The sequence below is a fragment of the Streptomyces sp. 4N124 genome (assembly GCF_052245395.1).
Taxonomy (GTDB): Bacteria; Actinomycetota; Actinomycetes; order Streptomycetales; family Streptomycetaceae; genus Streptomyces.
This window is the reverse complement of record NZ_JBQQBS010000039.1, coordinates 1-24458: the sequence shown is the minus strand read 5'-3', so window position 1 is coordinate 24458 and position 24458 is coordinate 1. Positions and strand designations below refer to the sequence as shown.

The 24458-nt window shown below is 71.0% G+C and carries 23 protein-coding genes and 2 pseudogenes; 14 read left to right on the top strand and 11 right to left on the bottom strand.

Features of this window, described 5'->3' with window-relative positions; all coding sequences use genetic code 11:
* The first annotated feature begins 126 nt into the window (after nt 1-126).
* A complete protein-coding gene (locus tag ACTWQO_RS31860) occupies nt 127-2220 on the top strand; it encodes a molybdopterin oxidoreductase family protein (protein WP_443240896.1) in 2094 nt (697 codons plus the stop codon).
* 6 nt (nt 2221-2226) lie between these two features.
* On the opposite strand, the gene ACTWQO_RS31855 is transcribed toward ACTWQO_RS31860, so the two are convergent.
* On the bottom strand, nt 2227-2655 hold the full coding sequence (locus ACTWQO_RS31855; protein WP_443240842.1) for a gamma-glutamylcyclotransferase family protein: 429 nt from the start codon (nt 2653-2655) through the stop codon (nt 2227-2229).
* Between the two features lie 142 nt (nt 2656-2797).
* Here ACTWQO_RS31855 and ACTWQO_RS31850 point away from each other — a divergent pair, with 142 nt between their 5' ends.
* Nucleotides 2798-4462 carry a M4 family metallopeptidase gene (locus ACTWQO_RS31850; RefSeq protein WP_443240841.1) on the top strand — a complete coding sequence of 555 codons (1665 nt, stop codon included), beginning with the start codon at nt 2798-2800 and terminating at the stop codon, nt 4460-4462.
* A gap of 29 nt (nt 4463-4491) precedes the next feature.
* Here the strand turns inward: ACTWQO_RS31850 and ACTWQO_RS31845 are convergent, their stop codons facing one another.
* The gene (locus tag ACTWQO_RS31845; protein WP_443240840.1) at nt 4492-4974 is read right to left on the bottom strand and encodes a MarR family winged helix-turn-helix transcriptional regulator; all 483 of its coding nucleotides are present in this window, start codon (nt 4972-4974) and stop codon (nt 4492-4494) included.
* 51 nt (nt 4975-5025) lie between these two features.
* On the opposite strand from ACTWQO_RS31845, the gene ACTWQO_RS31840 reads away from it, so the two are divergent.
* A complete protein-coding gene (locus ACTWQO_RS31840) occupies nt 5026-5463 on the top strand; it encodes a nuclear transport factor 2 family protein (RefSeq protein ID WP_443240839.1) in 438 nt (145 codons plus the stop codon).
* A 24-nt stretch (nt 5464-5487) separates the two neighbouring features.
* On the opposite strand, the gene ACTWQO_RS31835 is transcribed toward ACTWQO_RS31840, so the two are convergent.
* Nucleotides 5488-6117, bottom strand: coding sequence for an NADPH-dependent FMN reductase (locus tag ACTWQO_RS31835; protein ID WP_443240838.1), 630 nt, complete (start codon nt 6115-6117; stop codon nt 5488-5490).
* Between the two features lie 275 nt (nt 6118-6392).
* On the opposite strand from ACTWQO_RS31835, the gene ACTWQO_RS31830 reads away from it, so the two are divergent.
* The 3 genes from ACTWQO_RS31830 to ACTWQO_RS31820 all read left to right on the top strand — a co-directional run bounded on the left by ACTWQO_RS31830 (nt 6393) and on the right by ACTWQO_RS31820 (nt 8971).
* Nucleotides 6393-6914, top strand: coding sequence for a hypothetical protein (locus ACTWQO_RS31830; RefSeq protein ID WP_443240837.1), 522 nt, complete (start codon nt 6393-6395; stop codon nt 6912-6914).
* Nucleotides 6915-7056: 142 nt separating this feature from the next.
* Nucleotides 7057-7719, top strand: a complete 663-nt coding sequence (locus tag ACTWQO_RS31825; protein ID WP_443240836.1) for a class F sortase — start codon at nt 7057-7059, stop codon at nt 7717-7719.
* Between the two features lie 118 nt (nt 7720-7837).
* On the top strand, nt 7838-8971 hold the full coding sequence (locus tag ACTWQO_RS31820; protein ID WP_443240835.1) for a polyprenyl synthetase family protein: 1134 nt from the start codon (nt 7838-7840) through the stop codon (nt 8969-8971).
* Nucleotides 8972-9033: 62 nt separating this feature from the next.
* On the opposite strand, the gene ACTWQO_RS31815 is transcribed toward ACTWQO_RS31820, so the two are convergent.
* Together ACTWQO_RS31815 and ACTWQO_RS31810 are read right to left on the bottom strand one after the other, a co-directional pair.
* On the bottom strand, nt 9034-9681 hold the full coding sequence (locus tag ACTWQO_RS31815) for a LuxR C-terminal-related transcriptional regulator (protein WP_443240834.1): 648 nt from the start codon (nt 9679-9681) through the stop codon (nt 9034-9036).
* A 15-nt stretch (nt 9682-9696) separates the two neighbouring features.
* Nucleotides 9697-11025: a sensor histidine kinase gene (locus ACTWQO_RS31810; RefSeq protein WP_443240833.1), complete on the bottom strand. Its 1329-nt coding sequence runs from the start codon at nt 11023-11025 to the stop codon at nt 9697-9699.
* Between the two features lie 247 nt (nt 11026-11272).
* Here ACTWQO_RS31810 and ACTWQO_RS31805 point away from each other — a divergent pair, with 247 nt between their 5' ends.
* The 6 genes from ACTWQO_RS31805 to ACTWQO_RS31780 all read left to right on the top strand — a co-directional run bounded on the left by ACTWQO_RS31805 (nt 11273) and on the right by ACTWQO_RS31780 (nt 18147).
* Nucleotides 11273-12487, top strand: a complete 1215-nt coding sequence (locus tag ACTWQO_RS31805; RefSeq protein WP_443240832.1) for an NAD(P)/FAD-dependent oxidoreductase — start codon at nt 11273-11275, stop codon at nt 12485-12487.
* Nucleotides 12487-15093: a nitrite reductase large subunit NirB gene (gene nirB, locus ACTWQO_RS31800; protein ID WP_443240831.1), complete on the top strand. Its 2607-nt coding sequence runs from the start codon at nt 12487-12489 to the stop codon at nt 15091-15093. The genes ACTWQO_RS31805 and nirB overlap by 1 nt, the downstream gene beginning before the upstream one ends.
* Nucleotides 15090-15443 (top strand): nitrite reductase small subunit NirD, encoded by a 354-nt coding sequence (gene nirD, locus ACTWQO_RS31795; protein WP_443240830.1) that lies wholly within the window; start codon nt 15090-15092, stop codon nt 15441-15443. The genes nirB and nirD overlap by 4 nt, the downstream gene beginning before the upstream one ends.
* 68 nt (nt 15444-15511) lie before the next feature.
* Complete coding sequence (locus tag ACTWQO_RS31790; RefSeq protein ID WP_443240829.1) at nt 15512-16093, top strand: TetR/AcrR family transcriptional regulator; 582 nt, start codon at nt 15512-15514, stop codon at nt 16091-16093.
* 93 nt (nt 16094-16186) lie between these two features.
* Nucleotides 16187-16954 carry an SDR family NAD(P)-dependent oxidoreductase gene (locus ACTWQO_RS31785; RefSeq protein WP_443240828.1) on the top strand — a complete coding sequence of 256 codons (768 nt, stop codon included), beginning with the start codon at nt 16187-16189 and terminating at the stop codon, nt 16952-16954.
* A 128-nt stretch (nt 16955-17082) separates the two neighbouring features.
* Nucleotides 17083-18147, top strand: a complete 1065-nt coding sequence (locus tag ACTWQO_RS31780; protein WP_443240827.1) for an LLM class flavin-dependent oxidoreductase — start codon at nt 17083-17085, stop codon at nt 18145-18147.
* 108 nt (nt 18148-18255) lie between these two features.
* Here ACTWQO_RS31780 and ACTWQO_RS31775 read toward each other — a convergent pair.
* The 6 genes and pseudogenes from ACTWQO_RS31775 to ACTWQO_RS31750 form a co-directional block, all read right to left on the bottom strand.
* Nucleotides 18256-18354, bottom strand: a pseudogene (locus ACTWQO_RS31775) (excalibur calcium-binding domain-containing protein); the annotation flags it as partial.
* An 81-nt stretch (nt 18355-18435) separates the two neighbouring features.
* Entirely contained in the window at nt 18436-18723 is a 288-nt protein-coding gene (locus tag ACTWQO_RS31770; protein WP_443240826.1) for a hypothetical protein, read from the bottom strand.
* Nucleotides 18724-18810: 87 nt separating this feature from the next.
* On the bottom strand, nt 18811-19221 hold the full coding sequence (locus ACTWQO_RS31765; RefSeq protein ID WP_443240825.1) for a VOC family protein: 411 nt from the start codon (nt 19219-19221) through the stop codon (nt 18811-18813).
* A gap of 69 nt (nt 19222-19290) precedes the next feature.
* A complete protein-coding gene (locus ACTWQO_RS31760; protein ID WP_443240824.1) occupies nt 19291-20217 on the bottom strand; it encodes an oxidoreductase in 927 nt (308 codons plus the stop codon).
* A 30-nt stretch (nt 20218-20247) separates the two neighbouring features.
* Nucleotides 20248-21981, bottom strand: coding sequence for a SulP family inorganic anion transporter (locus ACTWQO_RS31755; RefSeq protein WP_443240823.1), 1734 nt, complete (start codon nt 21979-21981; stop codon nt 20248-20250).
* Entirely contained in the window at nt 21978-22583 is a 606-nt protein-coding gene (locus ACTWQO_RS31750) for a carbonic anhydrase (RefSeq protein ID WP_443240822.1), read from the bottom strand. The genes ACTWQO_RS31755 and ACTWQO_RS31750 overlap by 4 nt, the downstream gene beginning before the upstream one ends.
* A gap of 285 nt (nt 22584-22868) precedes the next feature.
* Here ACTWQO_RS31750 and ACTWQO_RS31745 point away from each other — a divergent pair, with 285 nt between their 5' ends.
* Nucleotides 22869-23558: a response regulator transcription factor gene (locus ACTWQO_RS31745; RefSeq protein ID WP_443240821.1), complete on the top strand. Its 690-nt coding sequence runs from the start codon at nt 22869-22871 to the stop codon at nt 23556-23558.
* Nucleotides 23555-24403, top strand: a pseudogene (locus ACTWQO_RS31740) (HAMP domain-containing protein); the annotation flags it as partial. The gene ACTWQO_RS31745 and the pseudogene ACTWQO_RS31740, both read left to right, overlap by 4 nt.
* Between the last annotated feature and the right edge of the window lie 55 nt (nt 24404-24458).

Below are 24458 nucleotides of genomic sequence, written 5' to 3'. Positions count from 1 at the left end.
GCGGCGACTCAGGGGTGGGCTGCCGTGCGCCTCACGCCGGTCCGGCGGCGGCGGGGAGGTCGCTGTCCCGGCCGTGTAACAAAGGGCCGTCCTGACCCGTAACAAGGACGAAGCATGCTGAATGACATGCAGAACTCCGCGACGCCCACGCACTGCCCGTACTGCGCCCTGCAGTGCGGGATGAATCTGACGCCGGCCCCTGACGGGACCGTCGAGGTGACCGAGCGCGTGGACTTCCCGGTGAACCGGGGTGCGCTGTGCGGCAAGGGCCGTACGGCGCCGGCGGTGCTCTCGTCCCGGGTGCGTCTGACCTCCCCGTTGGTGCGCGCCGAGGGCAAGCTCGTGCCCGCGTCCTGGGACGAGGCACTGGACCGGATCGCCGAGGGGCTGTCCCGCACGCGCACGGAACATGGTCCGGACGCGTGCGGGGTCTTCGGCGGCGGCGGACTGACGAACGAGAAGGCGTACACGCTCGGCAAGTTCGCGCGGGTGGTGCTGGGCACCTCACAGATCGACTACAACGGGCGCTTCTGCATGTCCTCGGCGGCGGCGGCCGGGATGAAGGCGTTCGGCCTCGACCGCGGCCTCCCCTTCCCCCTGGAGGACATCCCGAAGACGGGCTGCGTGATCCTCGTCGGCTCGAACCTCGCGGAGACGATGCCGCCGGCGCTCCGCTTCTTCAGCGAGCTGCGCGAGAACGGCGGCACGCTGATCGTCATCGACCCGCGCCGCACGAAGACCGCCGAGCAGGCGGACCTGCACCTGGCGCCCCGGCCCGGCACCGACCTCGCACTCGCCCTGGGCCTGCTGCACCTGATCGTCGCCGAGGGCCGCACCGACGAGGAGTACATCCGCGAGCGTACGACCGGCTGGGAGGAAGCCCGGGCCGCCGCGATGGCGCACTGGCCGGAGTACGTGGAGCGGATCACCGGCGTCCATGTGCCCCAACTCCGCGAGGCCGTACGGATGTTCTGCGAGCCCGAGGCCGCGATGGTGCTCACCGCGCGCGGGCCCGAGCAGCAGTCCAAGGGCACGGACACGGTGGGCGCGTGGATCAACCTGTGCCTGGCGACCGGCCGGGCGGGCCGCCCGCTGTCCGGGTACGGCTGTCTGACCGGGCAGGGCAATGGACAGGGCGGGCGCGAACACGGCCAGAAGGCCGACCAGTTGCCCGGCTACCGCAAGCTGACCGACCCAGCGGCGCGGCAGCATGTGGCGGAGGTGTGGGGCGTCGACCCGGACTCGCTGCCGGGGCCGGGGCGGAGTGCGTACGAGCTGCTGGACTCGCTGGGTTCGGACATCAAGTCGCTGCTGCTGATGGGGTCGAACCCGGTGGTGTCGGCGCCGCGGGCCGCGCACATCGAGGAGCGCATCAAGTCTCTCGACTTCCTTGCGGTATGTGACGTTGTACTGTCCGAGACGGCAGCCCTGGCCGACGTGGTCCTCCCGGTCACCCAGTGGGCGGAGGAGACGGGCACGACGACGAACCTGGAGGGCAGGGTGCTGTTGCGCCGGCAGGCCATCACCCCGCCCGACGGCATCCGCAGCGACCTCGACGTCATGCACGAACTGGCCGACCGGCTCGGCGTGGAGAAGGGCTTCCCGACCGACCCCGAGGAGGTCTTCGAGGAGCTGCGCCGGGCGAGCGCGGGCGGCCCCGCGGACTACTCCGGCATCACCTACCGCAGGCTGATCGAGGAGAACGGGGTGTTCTGGCCGTGTCCGACCCCGGCGGACACCTCCGGCGCCGGCGACCACCCCGGCACCCCCCGCCTCTTCCTCGACCGCTTCGCCACCGAGGACGGCCGCGCCCGCTTCGTCCCCGTCTCGCACCGGGCGATCGCTGAGGAGCCGGACGACGAGTACCCGGTGCTCCTGACGACGGGCCGGGTCGTGGCCCAATACCAGTCCGGCGCCCAGACGCGGCGCGTGGACGAGCTGAACGCCGCGGCGCCGGGGCCGTTCGTGGAGCTGCATCCGCGGCTGGCCGAGCGGCTCGGCGCCAAAGAGGGCGACGCGTTGGCGGTCGTGTCCCGGCGGGGGCGAGCGGTGGCCCCCGCGCGGATCACCACGACGATCCGCCCGGACACGGTCTTCATGCCCTTCCACTGGTCGGGCGAGGGCCGCGCCAACACGCTGACGAACCCGGCCCTCGACCCGACCTCCCGCATGCCGGAGTTCAAGGCGTGTGCGGTTCGTCTGGAGACGGTGAAGCCGTAGTCCGGCTCAGCGCCGGGCGGCCCGCCAGTCCCCGCCCTCGATGAGCTTCCCGCGCGCCCGCAGTCGTACGGCGACTGCGGGCGCCGCGACGTACACCCAGGCGCATACGGCCGTCCCGTCCGCCTCGCGCGTCACGTCACGCACGACGCGCTCGTAGAGGTTGCGCGGGTCGCCGGGGGCGTACTCCTCCAACTGGTCCAGGGCGGCGAGGAGTTCGCCGTAAGCCTCGGGGCGCGCGGTGACGAGCTCCCCGCACACGAAGCGGCCGCCCACATCCTCCACGGCATACGGATATCCGGGCCCGTCGTAGAGCAGCGCGCCCGTGAGCCGTGCCGGCTCCTCGGCCTCGGTGCGGCCGCGCAGGAAGAGGTCGTGGTTGGGCTCGCCGGGGCGGAGGGTGCCGTAGACGAAGAACGGAAGTCTCGCGGATCTCACAGAAACGATTCTCTCTCCTCACACATCTCCTCATCAGCGCCATGGACATGGCAGGTCAGCGGCCCCTTGAATCGCAGGACCGCAGAAACGATCACGCCCCCGTCCCCACGCGCCCGCCCCAGGCGCCTCCCTGAGGAGACCCATGAGCCGTATACGTATACGGACACGGACCCGGACCATCCGAGGTTCCCGTCTCACCGCGGCCGGCACGGCGGCCACCGCAGCCGCTCTGCTGGCCGCCGTCCTCTCCCCCACCGCGGACGCCACCGACCAACCGACCCGAGCCAAGGCGCTGGAGCACGCGGCAGCGGCGCTCGCTCAGCACGCGTCGTCCCTGGGCCTCACCTCTGCGCAGGAGACAAAGGTCCGGGACGTGATCGTCGACCCGGACGGCACGCAACACGTCCGGTACGACCGGACGTACCGTCACCTACCAGTGCTGGGCGGCGACTTCGTCGTGCACCTGGATCCGGACGGGGCGTACCGAAGTGTCTCGCGCGCGACCCGGCAGGCGGTGGCGCTGTCGAGCGTGACGCCCAAGTTGTCGGGCCCCCGGGCGGCGGACCTGGCGGCGAACGCGCTGCGGGCGGCCAACTTGGGCGAGACGCTGAAGAAGTTGACGTCAAGGCCGCAGCTGGTCGTCGACGCCCTGCACGGCGCCCCGAAGCTGGCCTGGCGGACGGACGCGACGGCTCAGGACTCGCTCGGCAACCCGGTCGCGCGAACGGTGCTGACCGATGCCGTCACGGGTGAGCAGATCGACGCGTGGGATGTCCTGGAGACGGCGACGGGTGACGGGGAGTCGCTGTACGCGGGCACGGTGCCGTTGGAGACGACGGCGACGGGGTCGACGTACCAGCTGAAGGACCCGACGCGCGGAGACACGTACACCGGCGACGCGGCGAACAAGACGGACCTGTGCCTGCTGACGACGATCTGCCTCAGCCGCGCCCCCGCCACGGTGTTCACGGACACCGACAACCACTGGGGCACGGGCGCGACGACCGACCGCGCGTCGGCGGCGGTGGACGCGCAGTACGGCACCGACGTCACCTGGGACTACTACAAGAACATGCACGGGCGTTCCGGAATCCGCGGCGACGGCGTGGGCTCGTACAACCGCGTGCACTACGGGACGCGGTACAACAACGCCTTCTGGGACGACAGTTGCTTCTGCATGACCTACGGGGACGGTGACGGGACGCAGCTCGGTCCGTTGGTGTCGTTGGATGTGGCGGGGCACGAGATGTCGCACGGGGTGACGTCGGCGACGGCGGCGCTGACGTACTCGGGCGAGTCGGGCGGGCTGAACGAGGCGACGTCGGACATCTTCGGGACGCTGGTGGAGTTCTACGCGGCGAATGCCAAGGATCCCGGTGACTGGTTGATCGGCGAGAAGATCGTCCGCTCGGGGCTGGGGCGGGATGCGCTGCGGTACATGGACCGGCCGTCCAAGGACGGCAACTCGGTGGACTGCTGGAGCGCGGGGACCGGGAAGCTGGACGTCCACTACTCGTCGGGGGTCGGCAACCACTTCGCGTATCTGCTGGCGGAGGGGAGCGGGCCGAAGACGATCGGCGGGGTTGCTCACAACTCGCCTACGTGTGACGGGTCTTCGGTTGCGGGGATCGGGCGGGGGAAGTTGGGGGCGGTCTGGTACCGGGCGTTGACGGTGTATATGACGTCGTCGACGGATTATGCGGGGGCTCGGGGGGCTACGTTGAGGGCGGCCTCGGATCTTTATGGGGCTGGGAGTGTTGAGCATGACGCCGTGGCTGCGGCTTGGAGTGCAGTGAACGTGGGGTGAGTGGCGGGAAGCGGCCGCTTCGTCGACGGCTAGCGGGGCGGCCTGACCTCGCGGCGCTGGACGGCCGCAGCGCCTCCGAGGTCGTCGAGGAGGTCGGCGAGCAGGGTGCGGGCGGCGTCGAGGGTCGTGGCCCCGAAGCGGTGCCGGAGGCGTTCTTCCAGTGCCGCCCGGGCATGGCGGGCGGCGGCGACGGCTTCGTGGCCGCGGCGGGTGAGCGTGACGCGGCGGATACGGGCGTCGTGGGGGTCGGAGAGGCGTTCGGTGTAGCCGAGGCGCTCGAGTTCGGCGACCGCTTTGGAGGCGCCCTGCTGGGTCATGTCGAGCTTCTCGGCGAGGTCGCCGATGGTGGGCCGGGCGTGGAGGAGGTGCTGGAAGACGTAGCCGTGGGACATGCGCAGGTCGGGGAAGCCGTGGGCGGCGAGTTCGTCCTGGACGGCGGAGGCGGCGGCGAAGCCCGCGAAGAGGGCGAGGGTGCCGGTGTCGAGGTCATGTGGATCGAGTGGCTGCTGCATGGGTCCACTCTGCCATTTGACAACCTTGGTTGTGCAACTATGGTTGTTGGTATGTCGGAGCTCCACGAGCACCCCAACATCCGCACCGCCGTCCGCTACCACCAGGCGGTGTCCCACTTCGCCGCAGGCGAGGAACTTGCTGCTTTCTTCCACCCGGACGCGGTCCACACCCAGCTGCCCAACGCGCTCTTCCCGGACGGCACCGTCCGCCGTCTGCCGGACCTGATCGCCGCCGCGCAGCAGGGACGCAAGCTGCTCGCCGAGCAGCACTTCGAAGTGATCAACGCGGTCGCCGCCGGCGCCCAGGTCGCTCTGGAAGTCACGTGGTCCGGCACGCTGGCCGTATCCCTCGGCGACCTGACCGCAGGGCAGGTGCTGCGCGCCCACATCGCGGCGTTCCTCGAATTCCGCGACGGAAAGATCATTGCTCAGCGCAACTACGACTGCTACGAGCGCCTCCGCCCTGCGGCTTCGGACTCACTCATCTAGGCGGTGGAGGGGTGACCGGGGCGCCTACCCCGCATACGGCCACCGCCCCTTGGCCTCCCGCAACGCCCTCCCCCACCACACCAACTGATCCAGCATCCCCTTCGCCGCCGCGTCCGCCGCGGACGGATCCTTCAGGCGTCCGTTGTCGTCGAAGGACGCCCCCGCGTTGTGGAAGGACACCGTGTCCCGGATCGTCACGGCGTGGAGTTCGGCGAAGATCTGGCGGAGGTGTTCGACGGCGCGGAGGCCTCCTGCCAGGCCGCCGTAGGAGACGAGGGCGACGGGCTTGGCGCGCCATTCGGTGTAGTGCCAGTCGATGAGGTTCTTGAGGCCGGCCGGGTAGGAGTGGTTGTACTCAGGGGTCAGGACGACGAACGCGTCGGCGGCCGCCAGTTTCGGGGTGACCGTGGACAGTTCGGCGGTGGCCTGCGGGGTCGGGGCGAGGGATGTCGGGAGGGAGATCTCGGCTACGTCCACGACCTGCGGGATCAGGTCGTCCCGGTCCCGGAGGCGGGCGAGCAGCCAGTCGGCGACGACGGGGCCGAAGCGGCCGTGGCGGTTGCTGCCGATGACGAAGGTCAGGTTCAGGGGAGTGTCCTGAGCGGACTCGAGAGTGGATTCAGGAGCGGATTCAGGAGTGGATTTCGTCTGCATGCGCCCAGCCTCGTATCTCAACCTAACTTGAGGTCAAGGACCGGCCCACCGCTCCCGGGTCACCCGTTCACACCCCCGCCCCGCCTCCTTCGCGTTCTTTACCGACGGCCGCCTCGCACACGCCGGTGACCTGCCGAAATGCCAGCCCAGGACGCCCCCGGACGACCCGCCCCGCACCCATTCACCCCATTTCCGCCGCCCTCTCAGGAAGCGCGCTCGGCGTCCTGCCTTTTACCTCGGAAGGGAAACCACCGCTGATCTCGAGGGAGCACCGAATGCGACGTACCGCCCGCCTGCTGTCCGGTGCCGCACTCGCCGTCACCGTCGCGGGCCTCGGCAGCGTGCCCGCGTACGCGGCGGACGCCGGGAGTCTGGACGTGTTTCCGTCCTCCGTCGTGCCGGGCGGCCAGGTCTCGGTGAACACGACGGCGTGCGGCGACACGGGTACGGCGGCGGGTGATGCCAGTGCGGTCGGCGCCGGTACGTTCACGCTCGCGCCGAGCACCCACAAGGACAACGCCATCGGGCAGTTCAGGGTGCCGCCGAGCGCGCAGCCGGGGACGTACGAGATCGTCGCGACCTGCGCCGAGGACGGCAAGCGGGTGACCGGCGACCTGGTGGTCACGCTGACGGCGCCCCGTGAGCAGGTGCATCCCAGAGGAAGCGTGAAGACGGGGGTCGGCGGCGCCCTGGGCCCCGATCCCGTGCAGACCGCGGCCGGCATTGCGGCTCTGGCCGTCGCCGCCGCGGGCGGTACCTGGCTCCTGCATCGCCGGGCGAGAGGCGACGGGTTCTGACGGACACCCTCCGCTGTCCGTCCGCCGGTACCGCACGTCCCCTCCCCCTCCGGGTCCGACGCCCCTCGCGGCCCGGAGGGGGATCGGGTCCAGTTTCAAAGGGCCAGTTCAAGGGGCCAGTTCAAGGGGCCGGGAGGTCGTCATGCGCAGGTCGGGCAAAGCCGCCATAGCCAATGGCGCGATAGCGACCGTGACGCTGACCGCCCTGTGCACCGGCGCCTGGCTGCTCAGCAGCGGCGCCCGGACGCACGCCCCTCCGCAGCCGTCCGCCCGGGAAGCACAGGAAGCACAGGAAGCACACGCCGAAGCGTCCGTACGGCACTCCGCCGTATCCGCCATCCCCGCGCTGCCCCCATCCCCTCCCGACCGCATCCGTATCCCCTCGCTCCGCGTGGACGCCCCCCTGATGGGCCTCGGGCTGACCAAGACCGGCAGTCTCGACGTCCCGCCGTCTGAGCGGAAGAACCTCGCCGGCTGGTACGAGGCCGGCACCACCCCGGGCGAGACGGGTACCGCCATCGTCGCCGGCCACGTCGACAACGCCGACGGACCCGCCGTCTTCTACGGCCTCGGCGCCCTGAAGCGGGGCAGCACGGTGGAGGTGGACCGGCGCGACGGCGGGGTTGCCGTGTTCACCGTGGACGCCGTCGAGGTGTACGACGCGAAGGACTTCCCCGACGAGAAGGTGTACGGGGCAGCGAAGCGGCCCGAGCTACGGGTGATCACCTGCGGCGGGGGCTACTCACGGACGACGGGCTATCAGGGGAACGTGGTCGTCTTCGCGCACCTGACGGGCAGTCGATGACTCAGCCCTCACATGGACCCCATACGCCCCCACATACCCATACAGATATGGCGAAAAGTGGATCTGGACCGCAACCGTGAGCTCGGCGGACCGTGGCCATCAGGGCGGGGAGGTGGACATGGCAGCCACGGCACGTACGGCGACGACGACCACAGGGACGGCCGAAGTCGAGGCGGTGGTGCGGCACGACGCCACGCTGCTGGAGGACGACCTGCGCGCGTTCATCGGGTCGCTTCCCACCGAGGGGGACCTGTACGGCGCGGCCCTGAGCCGTTCCCTCTACGCACCGGTCGCCGATGCCCTCGCATCCAAAGTGGGACAGGCGGCCCTGCCTCCGGCTCCACGAGCACCCGGTCACGGCGGGCCCCCCTTGCGGCCCTCGATCGTCTACTGGGCCTACCGCAACTACCGCGGCTTCCCGCGCGAGACCGGCGACGACACCCCCGACCTCGCACTCATCCGCCGCACCGCCATAGCCGTACGCATCCTCCTCAAGGCCGCGGTCGTGCTCGACGACATCCAGGACGGCAGCGACGTACGGTACGGCGAGCCCGCACTGCACGTCACCCACGGGGTGCCGCTCGCGCTCAACACCGCCTCCTGGCTGATCATGGCGGCGCTGCGGCACGCGGCCGATCCGGCGGTGGTGGCCGGCCTCGTCCGCGCGGTGGGCAACGGCTTCACCGGCCAGGCGGGCGATATGTCGACACGGGCCGCCCGCACCCGCGCCGAGCTGCTTGCCGCGTCGCACGGGGAGCGGGTGCGGTTCTGGGAGTCGGTGGCGGCGCTGAAGACCGGGACGCTGTTCCGGATGCCGCTGGACGCGGCGGTCGCCGGGCTCGGTGTCGTCGAGGACGAGCGGCGCACGCTGGACGACGCGATGCGCCGACTCGGGCTGGCGAGCCAGCTCTTCAACGACCTCACCGACGTCGTGCCGGAGCTCGGCGGCGCCAACACCCACGAGGACTTCGACGGCTTGAGCAACCGCGTCTTCCTGGAGCTGACCGACTCCGCCCGGCCGCCCGCGCAGGGTGAGCAGCTGAAGTCGTTCGTGCTCGGTCATCCGGGACTTCAGCAGACCCTTCTCGAACTCTCCGGCGAGGCAGTTGAGTTGAAGCGCTCCGCCAAGGATGGCGTACATCGCGTGTGCCGTTCGGCGCGCAGTGCGGCGTACTTCGATGTGACGATCGAGCGCAAGGGCCACCTCATCGACCGGCTCCACGAGACGGTCCGGCAACGGGCAGGCGGATGACGTACGCCGTCCTCGTCACCCGCATGAAGACCGCCGCATGAAGACTGCCGCTCCCACGAGTCTCATCCCGCGCTCTCCAGATACCGCAGCACCGCCAGCACCCGTCGGTTCCCCGTCTCCGACGGCGGCAGGTCGAGCTTGGTGAAGATGTTGGCGACGTGTTTCTCGACGGCGCGTTCGGAGACGGTGAAGGCCGTGGCGATGGCGTGGTTGGTGCGGCCCTCGGCCATCAGCTCCAGCACCTCGCGTTCGCGGGGCGTGAGCGTGTCGAGGGCGTTGCTGCGGCGGCTCGCGCCGAAGAGCTGGGCGACCACCTCGGGGTCGAGGGCGGTGCCACCGGCCGCGATCCGCTCCAGCGCGCCGACGAACTCGGCGATGTTCGCGACCCGTTCCTTCAGCAGATACCCGACCCCGGCAGGGTTGCCGAGCAGTCGGGCGGCGTGTGCGGTCTCGACGTACTGCGAGAAGAGCAGCACACCGGTGCCGGGGTGCTCCTCACGCAGCCGTACGGCCGCTCGTACGCCCTCGTCGGTCTGGGTGGGCGGCAGCCGGATGTCGACGACGGCGACGTCAGGGGCGTGCTCGGCGACGGCGGCCAGCAGGGCGTCGGCGTCCGCGACGGCCGCGACGGCCTCGACCTGCCGGAGCGCCAGCAGCTGGACCAGTCCGTCCCGCAGCAGGGCCGAGTCCTCGGCGATGACGACGCGCATCCCACTCCCGTCACGTCACAGGGGCAGCTCGACGGTGACCACCGTAGGCCCTCCCGGCGGGCTGTCGCAGGTGAGTGTGCCGTCGACGGTGCGGGCGCGGGCCAGCAGTCCGGTGAGGCCGGAGCCCTTGCCGAGGGCGGCGCCGCCGCGTCCGTCGTCGGTGACGCGCAGCCGCAGCAGGCCGTCGCGGCCGGTGACGTCGACGGTGGCGGATGCGGCGCGGCTGTGCTTGGCGGCGTTGGCGAGGAGTTCGGCGGCGCAGAAGTAGGCGATGGATTCGACGGCCGGGGTGGGGCGGGTGCGGATGTCGGTGGTGAGGGCGACCGGCAGCGCGCTGTCGGCGGCGAGGGTGGCGAGCGCCGCGGGCAGGCCTTCGTCGAGTACGGGGGGATGGATGCCCTTGACCAGGTGGCGCAGGTCGGTGATGGCCTGGGTGGCGTTGCCCTGGGCGGTGTCGACGACGGAGAGGAGCCGGTCGGGCGCGGCGTCGGCGGCGATCAGCTCGCGGATCATGGTGAGGTGCATGGTGAGGCCGACCAGCCGGGCCTGGGTGCCGTCGTGCAGGTCGCGCTCGATACGGCGGAGGGTGGCGGCGGCGTCCTCGACGGCGTGTGCGCGGGTCTCCTCCAGGGCGCGGATACGGCGGTCCGCGGCGCTCGGGCCGAGCAGCGCGGTCAGTACGAGGCGGTGGGGGGTGAGCGCGTACCGGAGGAGCCAGGGGGCGACGGCGAGCAGCAGCAGTCCGAGGGTGAGCGGGATCAGCCAGCGCGGCCAGGTGTCGACCTGGTGGCCGAAGAACTCCAGGGACACGCGGGACGCCGAACCGTCCGGGTGGTGCACCGTCTCGTAGTTCACGCGCGCGAGCAGCGGGTGCAGCGTGAGCAGCACGCCGTACACGTATCCGATGCCGACGGCGATCACCCCGAGTACGGCGGTGAACGGGGTCAGCAGCGCGCACCCCACCGCCCGCCATCCGACCCGGTCCCCCAGCACGGCTCGCCGCCACGCGAAGATCCCGCGGCCCTCCGCCCGCACCGGCTCCTCGATCTGCACCCCGAGCAGCCGCCGTGCCAGCCGCCGCTGCACCGCGCCCAGTGCCAGCGCACCCCGCACGGTCCCCGCCATCAGCCACAGCCCCAGCGTGGTCACCGACAGCGCCCCGCCGACGGCCAGCCCGACCAGCGTGAGCAGAAACCCGACGTAGGCGAGCGGAAACGCCAGCAGCACGTACAGCGCGGCGGCCAGGGCGCGGCGGCCGAAGGTGGCCCTGGCGAGAGCCCGGAGGCGGGCGACGAGCGTACGGAGGCCATCCATGGACAGCAACCTGAGCAAGGCGGTGTCCATCGTGTGCCTCCTGGGCGTGAGCTGCTGAAAGCCGACGCCTCCAGGCTGGCCCGCCCCCGGTTCGTAGACGATGGTGGCCGCACGGAAACCGGTGGTTCGGTTACCCGCACCGGCATCGCCTCACAGCCAGCGACCTGCGCATCGTCCGAACCCTCACACACACCCCCGGCCGTCGCTGAGGGCAGCGTTCCTCACGGGAAACAGACGTGATGCGGCCGGGTAACACCGGCACCGCACGCTCAAGGGCATGACCTCGAATACGCGTGTGGTGGTGATCGGCGCCGGCCTCGCGGGCGTACGTCTCGCCCGGCGGCTCGGTGAGCTCGGCACGCCAGTGACGCTGATCGGCGAGGAGGAGCACCGGCCGTACAACCGGGTGCTGCTCGCCGAGGTGCTGGCCGGCCGGTACGCCCCCGAGGTGATCGCCCTGCCCTCCCCCGCCGGGCTGGTCCGGGCCCGGGTCACCGGGATCGACCGCGCCGGGCGGCAGGTGGAGTGCGAGGACGGCTCGACGGTCCCCTACGACACGCTGGTCCTGGCCACCGGCTCCAACCCCGTGCTCCCACCGCTGCGCGGCCTGTTCACCCCCGACCATGTGCTGCCCGAGGGCGTGCACGCGTTCCGCACCATGGACGACTGCCTCGGCCTGTCCAAGGCGGTACGGCCGGGTGTGCGGGCGGTCGTCATCGGCGGCGGGCTTCTCGGGGTCTCCGCGGCCCGCGCGCTCGCCATGCGCGGCGCCCAGGTCGTCCTCGCCCAGCAGTCCGAGCGGCTCATGGAGCGCCAGCTCGACCCGAACGCCTCGAAGCTGGTGCTGCGGCACCTGAAGGAACTCGGCGTCGAGGTCCACACCGAGTGCCGGGTACGCGACGTGCGCTGCGTCGGCGGCGCGGTCCGCTCGGTGGAGATGGCCGACGGATACGCCCTCGACGCCGACCTCGTCGTCCTCGCCTGCGGGGTCCACCCGCGTGTGGGCCTCGCCCAGATCGCCGGGCTCGCGGTGCGCAAGGGCGTCATCGTCGACGACGAACTGCGCACGTCCGACCCGCACATCCGGGCGATCGGCGACTGCGCCCAGCACGACGGCGTCCTGTACGGGCTCGCCACTCCGGCTCTCGAACAGGCCGACGTCCTGGCCGAAATGCTGGCGGGGGACGCGGGCGCGCGCTACTCCGGCACCCGTTCGCTGACCCGGCTCACGCTGAACGGGACGGACGCGTTCGACCTCGCCGCGTTCGGCGAGACCGTGCCGCTGCCGGGCGACGACGTCGTCCAGCTCGCCGACGCCACCCGCGGCACCTACCGCAAGGTCGTCGTCCGCGACGACCGCGTGGTCGGCGGCGTACTCGTCGGCGAACTCGGCACCGTCGGCGCCCTCGCCCGCGCCTGGGAGGGAGCAGAGCCGCTCCCCGCCGACGGTGCCCCCCTGCTCCACCTGCTCACCAACGATGGAGGCTCCTGATGACCGCCACCCTGGGGGCCACCCCCACGATCGTGCTCGTCGGCCATGGCATGGTCGGCCAGCGCTTCCTCGAAGCGCTGGCCGAGCGCGGCCTGACCGCCACGCACCGCGTGGTCGTGCTGTGCGAGGAGCCGCGTCCCGCGTACGACCGCGTCGGCCTCACCTCGTACTTCTCGGGCAAGACGCCCGAGGACCTGTCGATGACCGACATGGAGTTCATCGAGAAGCACGCGATCGAGCTGCGCGTCGGCGACCCGGCCGTCTCCGTGGACCGCGAGGCGAAGAAGGTCACGGCCAGGTCCGGTGAGGTCTTCGAGTACGACACCCTCGTCCTCGCCACCGGCTCCTTCCCCTTCGTGCCGCCCGTCCCCAACAAGGACGCCACCGGCTGTTTCGTCTACCGCACGATCGAGGATCTGCTCGCGATCGAGGAGTACGCGAAGACGGCGACGACCGGCGCGGTCGTCGGCGGCGGTCTGCTCGGCCTGGAGGCGGCGGGCGCGCTGCAGGGCCTCGGACTCACGTCCCACATCGTGGAGTTCGCGCCCCGGTTGATGCCCGTCCAGGTGGACGACGGCGGCGGCGCGGCGCTGCTGCGCACCATCGAGGACATGGGCCTGAGCGTCCACACGGGCGTCGGCACGCAGGAGATCGTGGTCGACGCGGACGGCGCCGTGACCGGCATGAAGCTGTCCGACGGCTCCGAACTCGCCACCGACCTGGTCGTGTTCAGCGCCGGTGTCCGCCCCCGCGACCAGCTGGCCCGCGACTGCGGCCTGACGGTCGGCGAGCGCGGCGGCATCACGGTCGACGAGCAGTGCCGTACGGTCTCCGACCCGCACGTGTTCGCGATCGGCGAGTGCGCGCTGGCGTCGGACGGCCGGGTGTACGGCCTGGTGGCGCCGGGCTACGAGCAGGCGGAGACGGCCGCCGCGACCATCGCGCAGGACGACGCGGAGTTCACCGGCGCCGACCTGTCCACCAAGCTGAAGCTGCTCGGCGTGGACGTGGCGTCCTTCGGTGACGCGCACGGCGCCACCGACGACTGCCTCGACGTCGTCTACTCCGACTCCCGCGCCGGCCTGTACAAGAAGCTCGTCATCGGCCGCGACGGCACGCTGCTCGGCGGCATCCTGGTCGGCGACGCGGACGCGTACGGCACCCTGCGCGCGCTGACCGGCTCGGTCCCGCCGATCTCGCCCGAGTCGCTGGTCCTGCCGGCCGGCGCGAGTGGCGGCGCCCAGCTCGGCCCGTCCGCGCTGCCGGACGACGCGGTCATCTGCTCCTGCCACAACGTCTCCAAGGGCACGATCCGCGGCGCGGTCACCGACCACCAGTGCACGACCGTGCCCGAGGTGAAGAAGTGCACCAAGGCCGGTACGGGCTGCGGCAGTTGCGTCAAGGTGCTCGGCCAGCTGGTCACCGCGGAGCTGGAGGCCAGCGGCGTCGAGGTCGACAAGGGCCTGTGCGGCTGCTTCTCACAGACCCGCGAGGAGCTGTACGAGATCGTCCTCGCCCTGCGCATCAACACCTACCAGGACCTGCTGGACCGCTACGGCCGCGAGGACGCCCGGGGCGGCGACGGCTGCGAGATCTGCAAGCCCGCGGTGGCGTCGATCATCGCCTCCCTCGCCCCCACGATCGGCGCGAGCGGCTACGTCCTCGACGGCGAGCAGGCGGCCCTCCAGGACAGCAACGACCACTTCCTCGCCAACCTCCAGAAGAACGGCTCGTACTCGGTCGTCCCGCGCATCCCCGGCGGTGAGATCACCCCCGAAGGCCTGATCGTCATCGGCGAGATCGCCCGCGACTTCGGCCTCTACACGAAGATCACCGGCGGCCAGCGTATCGACATGTTCGGCGCGCGGGTCGAGCAACTCCCGCTGATCTGGACCAGGTTGGTGGACGCCGGCTTCGAGTCCGGCCACGCCTACGGCAAGTCCCTGCGCACGGTGAAGTCCTGCGTCGGCCAGACCTGGTGCCGCTACGGCGTCCAGGACTCCGTCCGGATGGCGATCGATCTGGAGCTGCGCTACCGGGGGCTCAGGTCCCCCCACAAGCTGAAGTCAGCGGTCTCCGGGTGCGCCCGCGAGTGCGCGGAGGCCCAGTCGAAGGACTTCGGCGTGATCGCCACGTCCAACGGCTGGAACCTGTACGTCGCCGGCAACGGCGGCGCGACCCCGCGCCACGCGGACCTGCTCGCGCAGGACCTGACGGACGCCGAGCTGATCAAGCTGATCGACCGCTTCCTGATGTTCTACATCCGCACCGCCGACCGCCTGGAGCGCACCTCGACCTGGCTGGAGCGGATCCCGGGCGGCCTGGACCACGTACGCGATGTGGTCGTCGAGGACTCCCTCGGCATCTGCGAGGAGCTGGAGACGCTGATGACCGCGCACGTCGCCAACTACCGCGACGAGTGGTCCGACACCATCAACGACCCGGAGAAGCTCGCCCGGTTCGTGTCCTTCGTGAACGCGCCGGACACCCCCGACCCGGTCGTCGGCTTCGTCCCCGAGCGCGACCAGATCAAGCCCGACCTGCCGCTGCTGTCCATCGGACTGCGCCCCGCCGATGACGTCCTGGAAGGAACCGCCCAGCGATGACCCTGGCCCCCGAGACGACCGATCTGAAGGTCCAACTCCGCCTCGACGACAGCTGGTTCACCGTCTGCGACCTGAACGTCCTGCTGCCGGGCCGCGGCGTGGCCGCCCTGCTGCCGGACGGTCGGCAGGCCGCCCTCTTCCGCGACCGGGCGGGCAACCTGTACGCCGTCGACAACCGCGACCCGTTCGGCGGCGCGGCAGTGCTCTCCCGCGGCCTGACCGGCTCCCACCAGGGCCGCCCCTTCGTCGCCTCCCCCCTGCTGAAGCAGCGCTTCGACCTGGAGACCGGGCAGTGCCTGGACGATGACGCGGTGCGGATCACGGCGTACGAGGTGCGCGCCGCTTCTTGAGAGAGTTTTCCTCGTCCCCGAAGAAGATTTCTTGACCGATCGTTCTCATTGAACCTAGGCTGCACTACGTGGCCAGGACCAAGGAGTTCGATCCGGACGCCGCGCTGCAGGCAGCCCTGGAGCTGTTCTGGCAGCGCGGCTACGAGGCGACGTCCATGTCCGACCTCGTCGAGCACCTCGGCATCGGCCGCGCCAGCATCTACGCAACCTTCGGCAACAAGCACGAGCTGTACCTGAAGGCACTGGCACGCTATGTGGAGCAGCTCCCGGACCTGCTGCGGGAGCTGTCCCAGCCGGGCCCGGTACTGCCCGCCGTACGGGCCCTCGTGCGGCGCTACGCGGATGAGGCCTCCGCCGAGAACCTGCGCCGGAACGGCTGTTTCATCACCAACACCGCCGCCGAACTCGCCCCGCACGACCCGGCCGCCGCACGGCAGGTCGAGCGCAACTGGGACCACCTGGAGACGGCGCTGCACTCGGCACTGATCCGCGCCCAGGCGCAGGCCGAACTGCCCGCCGACCGTGACCCTTTGACGCTCGCCCGCCTGCTGCTGGTGCTGCTGCAGGGCCTGCGACTGGTGGGCAAGGCGTCACCGGACCCGGCGCGGGTGCGGGACGCGGCGGAACAGGCGCTGGTGCTGCTCGACTGAGCCGCGGGGTGGGCGGCTCTTTTTGAGGCCTCTTGTTTGGAGCCTCTTTTTTTGAGGCCATACTGAACCGATCGGTCAAGAATAGGGGAGATCATGACCAGGACTCGCTTCACCGGCAGGACCGTTCTCGTCACGGGCGGGGGCTCCGGCATCGGCAGGGCGACGGCCCTCGCGTTCGCCGGCGAGGGGGCGCAGGTGGTCGTGGCCGGACGCCGACAGGAACCGCTCGACGAGACGGTGGCCCTGATCGAGCGGGCGGGCGGCAAGGCGCTGGCCATCCCCGCCGACGTCGCGAGCGCCGCCGATCTGCAGGCCGTCGTCGAGGCCACCGTGGACCGCTTCGGCTCGCTGGACGTGGCGGTCAACAACGCGGGCGTCTTCCGCGGCGGGCAGCCGCTGGCCGAACTGCCGGAGGAGGACTGGCGCGAACAGCTCGACATCAATGTCACCGGCGTGTTCCTGGCCCTTCAGGCCGAGATCCGCCAGATGCGCACCCAGCCGTCCGGCGGCGCGATCGTCAACATCGCCTCCACCTTCGGCGTCCACACCCGCCACCCCGGCGCCGCCGCGTACGCCGCCTCCAAAGCCGCCGTCTCGGTCCTCACCCGAGGCGCCGCCCTCGACCACATCCACGACGGCATCCGCGTCAACGCGGTCAGCCCCGGCGCCGTCGACACCCCGATGTCCCTGCGGCCGGGCGAGACGGAGGCCGACCGCACCGAGCGCGCGAAGACCACGCTGCCGCTGGGCCGCATCTCGGCGACGGAGGAGATCGCCGCGGCCGTCCTGTATCTGGCGTCCGACGACGCGGCGTCGGTGGTGGGGACGGACCTGGTGGTGGACAGCGGGGCGACGGCGTGAAGCGGGGTGGCGGCCGGTGTGGGGAGGCAGGCCCGGCGCCTTGCTGACCGGTGCCGGACCCGCCGGGCTGCCGCCGTTGCCTGTCATGCTGAGCGAGTTCGAATCGATCCTCATACCTTGGAGGCTTGATGCGAGCTGGCGTCGTCGTCGCCGCGCAGCCCGGTGTGGAAGATCTCGCTGTGCGGGCCGAGGAGTTGGGCTTGCACAGCATCTGGGTCAACGACACCCCGATGGTCCACGGGGATCCCTTCGTCGCCTTGAGCCTGTGTGCGAAGGCCACCCGTCGCGTCCGGCTGGGCATCGGCGTGACCTCTCCGGGACTGCGCTCCGCCCCGGCCGCAGCGAGCGGGCTCGCCAGCCTCAACGCCCTGGCACCGGGCCGGATCATCTGCGGGGTCGGCACCGGAAACACCGCCCGTCGCACCCTGGGCATGCGGCCGACCACAGCGGGCACGCTGGAGAGCTTCACCACCGCACTGCAGCACCTGTGCGCCGGACGGTCGACCGTGTACCGCGAAGGTGACCGGGTCCGCGACATCCAGTTCCTGCACACCGGGACACATGTGAACACCGCCGACCCGATCGAGTTCGTCGTGGCCGCGCTCGGGCCGAAGGCTGCCGCCGTCGCCGGCCGCCGCAACACCGGCCTCATCTCCTTCGGCCTGCTGGACCCCAACGCTTGGCACGCGCTGCACGACGCCCGCCGCCACGCCGCCCAAGACACACTCCGCGACGCCGATTCCCACACGGACTCCTATGTGGTCACCTCGCTCCACCTGCTCGACGAGGATGAGGACCCGCACGGCGACGCGGCCCGGGATGCGACGGGCCACCTCGTCCTGTCGCTGCTGGCCTTCGCCGCCGACACAGCCGCCGACACACCCGCCTTCGCCGAGCAACTCGGCCCCGAGGAACGCCAGGCGGTACGGCGGCTCCTCGACCGGCGCGGCACCACGGCCACCGCGCCGGACCGGCACACCAAGCTCTACCCCAACTACCTCGGACGCATCACACCGCAGGACCGGGACCTGATTCTGCCTTCGCTGATGAACACCCTGGCCCTGGTCGGCACCCGCGACGACCTCCTCGCCCGCATCACCACCCTGGAACAGGCCGGCATCGACGAACTCCTCATCCAACCCGTGATCGACCCGCCCACCGAGATGGCTCAGCTCGCGGAACTCCTCGCCTGAGTGGACCGCCCGACCACAACCACCGATGCCGCAGCTCAGCCACTGCGCGTCATGACACCCAGAGAGCAGGGCGCCCCCATCTTCCTGGAGTGCAACGCCTCGTCGCAGTCACTCGCAACCGACGCCGTCGCCGTCGCGGTCGAGATGGCGACCGTAGCCGGGATCGCCCACCTGCACGGGAGCGGCACCGGCGGCGCGGGCCGCGTCGCAGTTGTCGTAGTAGACGCTGCCGGAGCCGTCGTCGTCACTGGATCCGGCGCCGTCGGCGGCGGGCTGAGTCGTGACGGTCTAAGTGACCTCGAAGGTCTTCGTGGCGGTCACGGTGGTCGCAGCTTCGGGCTCCACCGCCTTCTTGGCGGTCGCCGTTGCCGTGACGGTGACGGTGGGCCGTGGCTTGGCGGACGCGGGCTGTGCCTGGTCCGTCGTCGTGTCCTGGCCGCTGTTGCCTATCCCGACGCCGATGAACAGCGCCACCGCGAGCGCCGGCAGGACGTACCGCTTCCTGGCCCACTTGGGCGTGGGCCTGGAGGTGGGCGGTTGTGGCGGCAAGGGCGGTGTGATGTACGCGTTGCTCATGCTCATTCCCCCAAAGGTGTTACACGAGGGGATGACCGTATTGCCGCGCCCACAGTTGTGAAGGTCAAGTGACCATCTTGTGATGCTTCAGTGCTCGGCGTCGAGCAACTCCCCGTGCACATACGTCGTCTCGCGCGGCGCCACGCAGAACAGGTGACCGGCGGGGTCGGCGAACACCCGGAACTGGTCGTCGCCGGGCTGGTGTTCCTGCACGGTCGCGCCGAGTTCGAGGAGGCGGCGTTCCATGGTGGGCATGTCCTCGTCGATGGCGAATTCCAGGTGATGGCGGCGCGGGGCGGCCGGGTCCGGCCAGCGGGGTGGCTGTGGGTTGGCTGCCTGCTGGAAGTCGATGCGGACTTCGCCGCCGTCCAGGACGAGCACGGCGAAGTCGCCCTCGTCGGACACGGCCCGCTTGCCGCCGAGGAAGCCCTGGTAGAAGCGGGCCAGCGCATCGGGGTCGGGACAGTCGAGGGTCACGGCGAAGAAGGTCACGGCCATAGCGGGAGTGTAGGCATGCCGCGACCCACTGGCGTCCTGCGGCGACAGGGGCCGGTCACGACCGACTCTTCAGACCTTCAAGCCGTCGTACGCCACCCCGGTCATCCTCTCCGACGCCTCCCAAAGGCGTTCCCCCGCCCGGTCGTTGAGCGTCCACGGCGCGCGCCAGGCCCGGCCCGGTGCGCCCCGCCAGCCCGCGAGCGACGAGCCGGTGAAGGAGTCGGGGCTCACGTCGGGGGCGGTGGCGGCGTAGAGCGTGGGCAGGGCGCCGGTCGTGGCGGGCTGGGCGAAGATGCGGTTGCCGAGGAGCATGAACCGTTCGCTGAGCTTGCTGCCCGCCATTCGGGGGCCGGCGGTCTGGAGGTTGGTGGCGGCGTAACCGGGGTGCGCCGCGGCGGCCACGAGATCCGCGTCGGCAGCCGCCGCCCTGCGCGCCAGCTCGTGCGTGTGGAGCAGGTTGGCCGTCTTGGAGCGGGCGTAGGCGATCCAACGGCTGTAGCGGCGCTCGCTGTTGAGGTCGTCGATGTCGATGTTGGACAGGGCGTGCATCGTGCTGGAGACGGTCACCACCCGCGCCCCGGGCGTGGCGAGCAGCACCGGCAGCAGCCGTCCCGTGAGCGCGAAGTGGCCCAGGTGATTGACCCCGAACTGCGTCTCGAAGCCGTCCGCCGTCGTCCCGTACGGCAGCGCCATCACCCCGGCGTTGTTGATCAGCAGATCGAGACGGTCGTACGGGTACCAGGCCGCGAAGTCCCGTACGGAACCCAGGTCCGCCAGATCCAGTCGGCCGTACTCCACATCCGCGCCCGGCGCTTCGGTGACCAGCCGGTCGCCGGCCTCGGTGCCGCGGGCCTCGCTGCGGCAGGCCAGCACCACGCGGGCGCCCTTGCGGGCCAGCTCCCGCGCGGTGACGTACCCGAGGCCGCTGTTGGCGCCGGTGACGACGGCGACGCGGCCGTGCTGATCGGGAATCTCCATCGTGTTCCAGCCGGCCATGGCCGAGCTCCCTCCGCTGACGGCTGAGGCTCAGCCTACGAGCGGCGGGCGGTCGGCGTAATCGGCCGGAAGGGGGCGCGTGTCCAGGTAGAACCATTCGGCTCCGGGGCCCGGGGCGGGCAGCGGGGCCGTGTCGGCGTCGACGGGGGCCTGCTCGGCGGGCGCTGGAGCCGGTTCGGCGGGGGTGGGAGCGGGCTCCGCCGCTTTCGCCGGGCCCGGCATCAGCAGTTCCACCCGTATGCCCGTCCCCCGTTGCTGGGCGGTGAACTCCTCGATCTGGTTGCGGCAGGCGTGGTCCAGATGGGTCACGCCGGTCAGGTCGAGGCGGATCCTCGGCTTGCCGGACGTGGCGGCGGCCTCCAGCGCCTCGATGACCTTGGGCAGCCGCAGGAAGGTGGCGTTGCCGGCCATGACGACCTTGGCGGTGTCCTCCTCGATGTGCTGCCGGATCACGGTCTGCGACATGCGCAGCGCGGCCAGCACGATCCCGGCGCCGAGTCCGACGATCACGCCTTCGAGCAGCGCGGTCGCCACGATCACCAGCGTGGTCACCGTCATCACCACGAACTCGCCCCGGTCCTGCCGCCACATCTTCGGGAACTCCTCGGGCGCGAACAGCTTCCAGCCGCTGTGCACGAGGACCCCGGCGAGCACCGAGACCGGGATCAGGGCGAGGACCTGTGGCAGCAGCAGCGCGAACGCGAGCAGCCACAGGCCGTGCAGGGTGCGGGAGAGCCGGGTCTTCGCGCCGGCCTGGACGTTCGCCGAGCTGCGGGCGACGACCGCCGTGATCGGGAGCGCGCCCAGCAGGCCGGCGAGGGTGTTGCCGGCGCCCTGCGCCATGAGCTCCGTGTTGTAGCGGGTGCGCGGGCCGCTGTGCATACGGTCCACGGCCGCCGCGGTGAACAGGCTCTCCGCGGAGGCGATGACCGTGAAGGTGAGGACGGACGTGATGATCGCCGCGTCGGCGAGGCCCGCGAACTGCTCGGCGCCCGGCGGCCGCACCGAGTCGAGCAGGCTGCCGACCTGAAGGGTCTTCACATCGAAGCCGGGCAGTGCGGCGACCGTGATGCCGATGCCTACGGCGATCAGGGCGGCCGGGATCTTCCGCAGCGGCCCCGGCACCTTCTTCCACAGGAAGCTGAGCACGATGGTGACGACCCCGAGCAGGGCGGCGATCATCGCCTGCCGGTCCGTCAGGATGTCGCCGAGCAGCGCCGGGATGCCGGCCATGTTCTCGATCGGGGTGCCGGGGGCCTTGGCGTCGGCCATCGGATAGGCCTGGCTGAACATCAGCGGCAGTCCGATGCCGGCCAGCATGCCCTGGATGACGGCGAGGGAGATCGCCTGGAACAACCGCCCGAGCCGGACCAGGCCGAGGATGATCTGCAGCAGCCCCGAGCACAGGACGATCACGCCGAGCATGGCCACGCCGTGCTCCGCGACGGTCTCCGCGACCAGTGCGGCGAGTCCTGCGGCGGGCCCGCTGACCTGGAGCGTACTGCCCCGGATCGCGCCCACCACCAGGCCGCCGATGACCCCGGAGATGATCCCGAGCTCGGCCCGTACGCCGGACGCGACCGCCACGCCGATACACAGCGGCAGGGCGACGAGGAAGACGACGAGGGAGGCGGTGATCTCGGTGGCGAGGTCGGGACGCGTGCCCTTTGCGCCGGCGGTGCGTGCGCTTTTCGTTCCCTTCGTCACCTTCGCGCCCGCCGTCGCTCGCCCCGGTGTCCGGCCTCGCGCATGCGCCCCGCTCATCCGGCGTGCACCCGGAAGCGGCCGTCGTCGTCCAGTTCGGCCACCGAGCCGGTGTCGACCTCGTAGTACCAGCCGTGCAGCCGCAGCCGGCCCGCGTCGAGCCGCTGCCGCACCACCGGGTAACTCCGCAGCGCGGCCAGCTGGTTGACGACGTTGCGCTGCGCCACCTCCGGCAGCGACGGATCGTCGGACGGGCCGGCCAGCACCGACGCCAGCTCGGGGCGGGCCGGACGGAGCCAGGCGTCCACGCCCGGCAGCGCGGTCAGGTCGTCGCCGGACTTGAGCGCGCCCATCGCCCCGCAGTGTGAGTGACCGCACACGACGATGTCCTGAACTCCGAGCACCTCCAGCGCGTATTCGACGGTGGCGGCCTCGCCACCGGCGCCGTGCTGCCCGTACGACGGCACGATATTGCCCGCGTTGCGCAACTCGAATATCTCTCCGGGACGGGCGCCGGTGATGAGCGCCGGTATGACCCGGGAGTCCGAGCAGGTAATGAAGAGGACCTCGGGATTTTGCCCCTCGGCCAGTTTCCGGTATTCGCCGCTCTCGAAATCCACGTGCCGTTTGAACGAGCGGGCACGGTCCAGCAACGCCTTCAACGATGCCTCCTCGACTGGGAGTTCGGTCAGTGCACGACACCGTAGAGGGGCGATGGCCAGAGGAAGGTTAAGCGAACACCAGAGCCCGGCCAGCAGCCGGACATTCTTTGTCCCGGGGCCGGTGACACGCGCGGAAATAGCGACTGACAAACGCTTTCTGAGCGGCTGGTCACACTGTGCCGCATTCGCTCGACGCACGGTAGACATCCCTCGTAGCGTGTCAACTCCACGACATGTCATACACGTCGTCGTGTTGTTGTCCGGATTCACGGAGAGACGGGACCTATGGGCCTACGCGTGTTGCTCATCGAGGACGACGAGACGATCGCCGAGCCGCTCGCCGAGGGGCTCGGGCACTTCGGGCTGACGGTCGATCGCGTCGCCACCGGCACCGAGGGTCTGAGAGGTCCGTACGGCGATGTGGTCCTGCTCGATCTGGGGCTGCCGGACATGGACGGCATCGACGTCTGCCGGGGCATCCGGCAGACCTCCGACGTCCCCATCGTCATCCTCAGCGCGCGCGGCGAGGAGGCCGATCGCGTGCTGGGCCTGGAGCTGGGCGCCGACGACTATCTCGCGAAACCGTTCAGCGTACGGGAGTTGGTGGCGCGGGTGCGGGCGGTGACCCGGCGGACGCAGCGCACGCAGGAGCCCGCGCCGGAACCGGCGTACGAGCCCGGCCCGCTCGTGGTGGACCGCCGTACCCGCCAGGTCTGGGTCGGTGAGGTGCAGATCCCCCTCACTCCCAAGGAGTTCGAACTGCTGGCGCTGCTCACCGAGGACCCGGGCGCGGTCTACTCCCGGCAGCAGATCCTCGACCGGGTGTGGGACCCGCACTACGAGGGCCCGACCAAGACCCTGGACGTCCATGTCGCCGCGCTGCGGCGGAAGTTGGGACACCCGGCCTGGATCCAGACCCTGCGCGGGATCGGCTTCCGGCTGGCGGTGCAGACCGGGCCGAACGAGCCGACATGACACGTCGGCTGCTGTTCAGCTATCTCAGCCTGGCCGCCCTGGTGCTGCTCTGCCTGGAGATCCCGCTGGGCTTCGTGTATTCGCGGGCCGAGCGGGAGCGGGTGGTGGGCCTGGCGAAGGACGAGGCCGAGTCGGTGTCCGCGTATGCCGCGCTGTCCATGACGGCCGGCCGGGCCGAACGGGACCTGCCCGGCCGGGCGGTGCACTGCGCCGCACGCATCGGCGGGAAGGTGGTGGTCGTGGACGCCTCGGGCACCCTGCTCGCCACCTCGCACCCGCTGAACGGGCAGGCGGTGCGCGCACTGCCGACCCGTCCCGGGATCGCGGCGGCGCTCCGGGGCACGTCCACGGTGGATGTCCGCACGTCGACCATCGGCGGGGTCGAGTACCTCTCCGTCGCCGCGCCCGTCGGGGAGGGGACGCGGGGTGCCGTATGGCTCACGGTGCCCACGCGCACGGTGCATGAACGCGTCCACCATGTGTGGCTACTGCTCGCGCTCGGCGGGCTCGGGGTCCTCGCCGCGGTCACCCTGGTCGGCTTCGGCATCGCCCGCTGGACCGGCCGCCCCATCCGTGAACTGGAGCGGGCCACGCATGCGTTGGCGGACGGCGGCTGCGCCGAGCCGGTGACGATCACCAAGGGCCCGCCCGAAGTCCGCAGGCTGGCCGCCGCGTTCAACCGTACGGCGGCCCGGCTCGCCCATCTCCTCGACTCCCAGCACGCCTTCGCGGGCGAGGCCTCGCACCAGCTCAAGACACCGCTCGCGGCACTGCGGCTGCGGCTGGAGAACCTGGAGCCGAACGTCTCCGCGCGCGGCCGGGGCAGCCTCGCCGCCGCCGTCACCTAGACGGACCGGCTGTCCCGGATGGTCGAGGGCCTGCTGGCGATGGCCCGGCTGG

Excerpts from the sequence above, each read along its gene's own strand:
- nirB (WP_443240831.1), top strand. The coding sequence starts at position 12,487 with ATGACCGCCACCCTGGGGGCCACCCCCACGATCGTGCTCGTCGGCCAT.
- nirD (WP_443240830.1), top strand. The coding sequence starts at position 15,090 with ATGACCCTGGCCCCCGAGACGACCGATCTGAAGGTCCAACTCCGCCTC.
- ACTWQO_RS31780 (WP_443240827.1), top strand. The coding sequence starts at position 17,083 with ATGCGAGCTGGCGTCGTCGTCGCCGCGCAGCCCGGTGTGGAAGATCTC.
- ACTWQO_RS31830 (WP_443240837.1), top strand. The coding sequence starts at position 6,393 with ATGCGACGTACCGCCCGCCTGCTGTCCGGTGCCGCACTCGCCGTCACC.
- ACTWQO_RS31825 (WP_443240836.1), top strand. The coding sequence starts at position 7,057 with ATGCGCAGGTCGGGCAAAGCCGCCATAGCCAATGGCGCGATAGCGACC.
- ACTWQO_RS31860 (WP_443240896.1), top strand. The coding sequence starts at position 127 with ATGCAGAACTCCGCGACGCCCACGCACTGCCCGTACTGCGCCCTGCAG.
- ACTWQO_RS31810 (WP_443240833.1), bottom strand. The coding sequence starts at position 11,025 with ATGGACACCGCCTTGCTCAGGTTGCTGTCCATGGATGGCCTCCGTACG.
- ACTWQO_RS31820 (WP_443240835.1), top strand. The coding sequence starts at position 7,838 with ATGGCAGCCACGGCACGTACGGCGACGACGACCACAGGGACGGCCGAA.
- ACTWQO_RS31770 (WP_443240826.1), bottom strand. The coding sequence starts at position 18,723 with ATGAGCAACGCGTACATCACACCGCCCTTGCCGCCACAACCGCCCACC.
- ACTWQO_RS31840 (WP_443240839.1), top strand. The coding sequence starts at position 5,026 with ATGTCGGAGCTCCACGAGCACCCCAACATCCGCACCGCCGTCCGCTAC.
- ACTWQO_RS31850 (WP_443240841.1), top strand. The coding sequence starts at position 2,798 with ATGAGCCGTATACGTATACGGACACGGACCCGGACCATCCGAGGTTCC.
- ACTWQO_RS31760 (WP_443240824.1), bottom strand. The coding sequence starts at position 20,217 with ATGGCCGGCTGGAACACGATGGAGATTCCCGATCAGCACGGCCGCGTC.
- ACTWQO_RS31785 (WP_443240828.1), top strand. The coding sequence starts at position 16,187 with ATGACCAGGACTCGCTTCACCGGCAGGACCGTTCTCGTCACGGGCGGG.
- ACTWQO_RS31845 (WP_443240840.1), bottom strand. The coding sequence starts at position 4,974 with ATGCAGCAGCCACTCGATCCACATGACCTCGACACCGGCACCCTCGCC.
- ACTWQO_RS31815 (WP_443240834.1), bottom strand. The coding sequence starts at position 9,681 with ATGCGCGTCGTCATCGCCGAGGACTCGGCCCTGCTGCGGGACGGACTG.
- ACTWQO_RS31755 (WP_443240823.1), bottom strand. The coding sequence starts at position 21,981 with ATGAGCGGGGCGCATGCGCGAGGCCGGACACCGGGGCGAGCGACGGCG.
- ACTWQO_RS31765 (WP_443240825.1), bottom strand. The coding sequence starts at position 19,221 with ATGGCCGTGACCTTCTTCGCCGTGACCCTCGACTGTCCCGACCCCGAT.
- ACTWQO_RS31835 (WP_443240838.1), bottom strand. The coding sequence starts at position 6,117 with ATGCAGACGAAATCCACTCCTGAATCCGCTCCTGAATCCACTCTCGAG.
- ACTWQO_RS31745 (WP_443240821.1), top strand. The coding sequence starts at position 22,869 with ATGGGCCTACGCGTGTTGCTCATCGAGGACGACGAGACGATCGCCGAG.
- ACTWQO_RS31805 (WP_443240832.1), top strand. The coding sequence starts at position 11,273 with ATGACCTCGAATACGCGTGTGGTGGTGATCGGCGCCGGCCTCGCGGGC.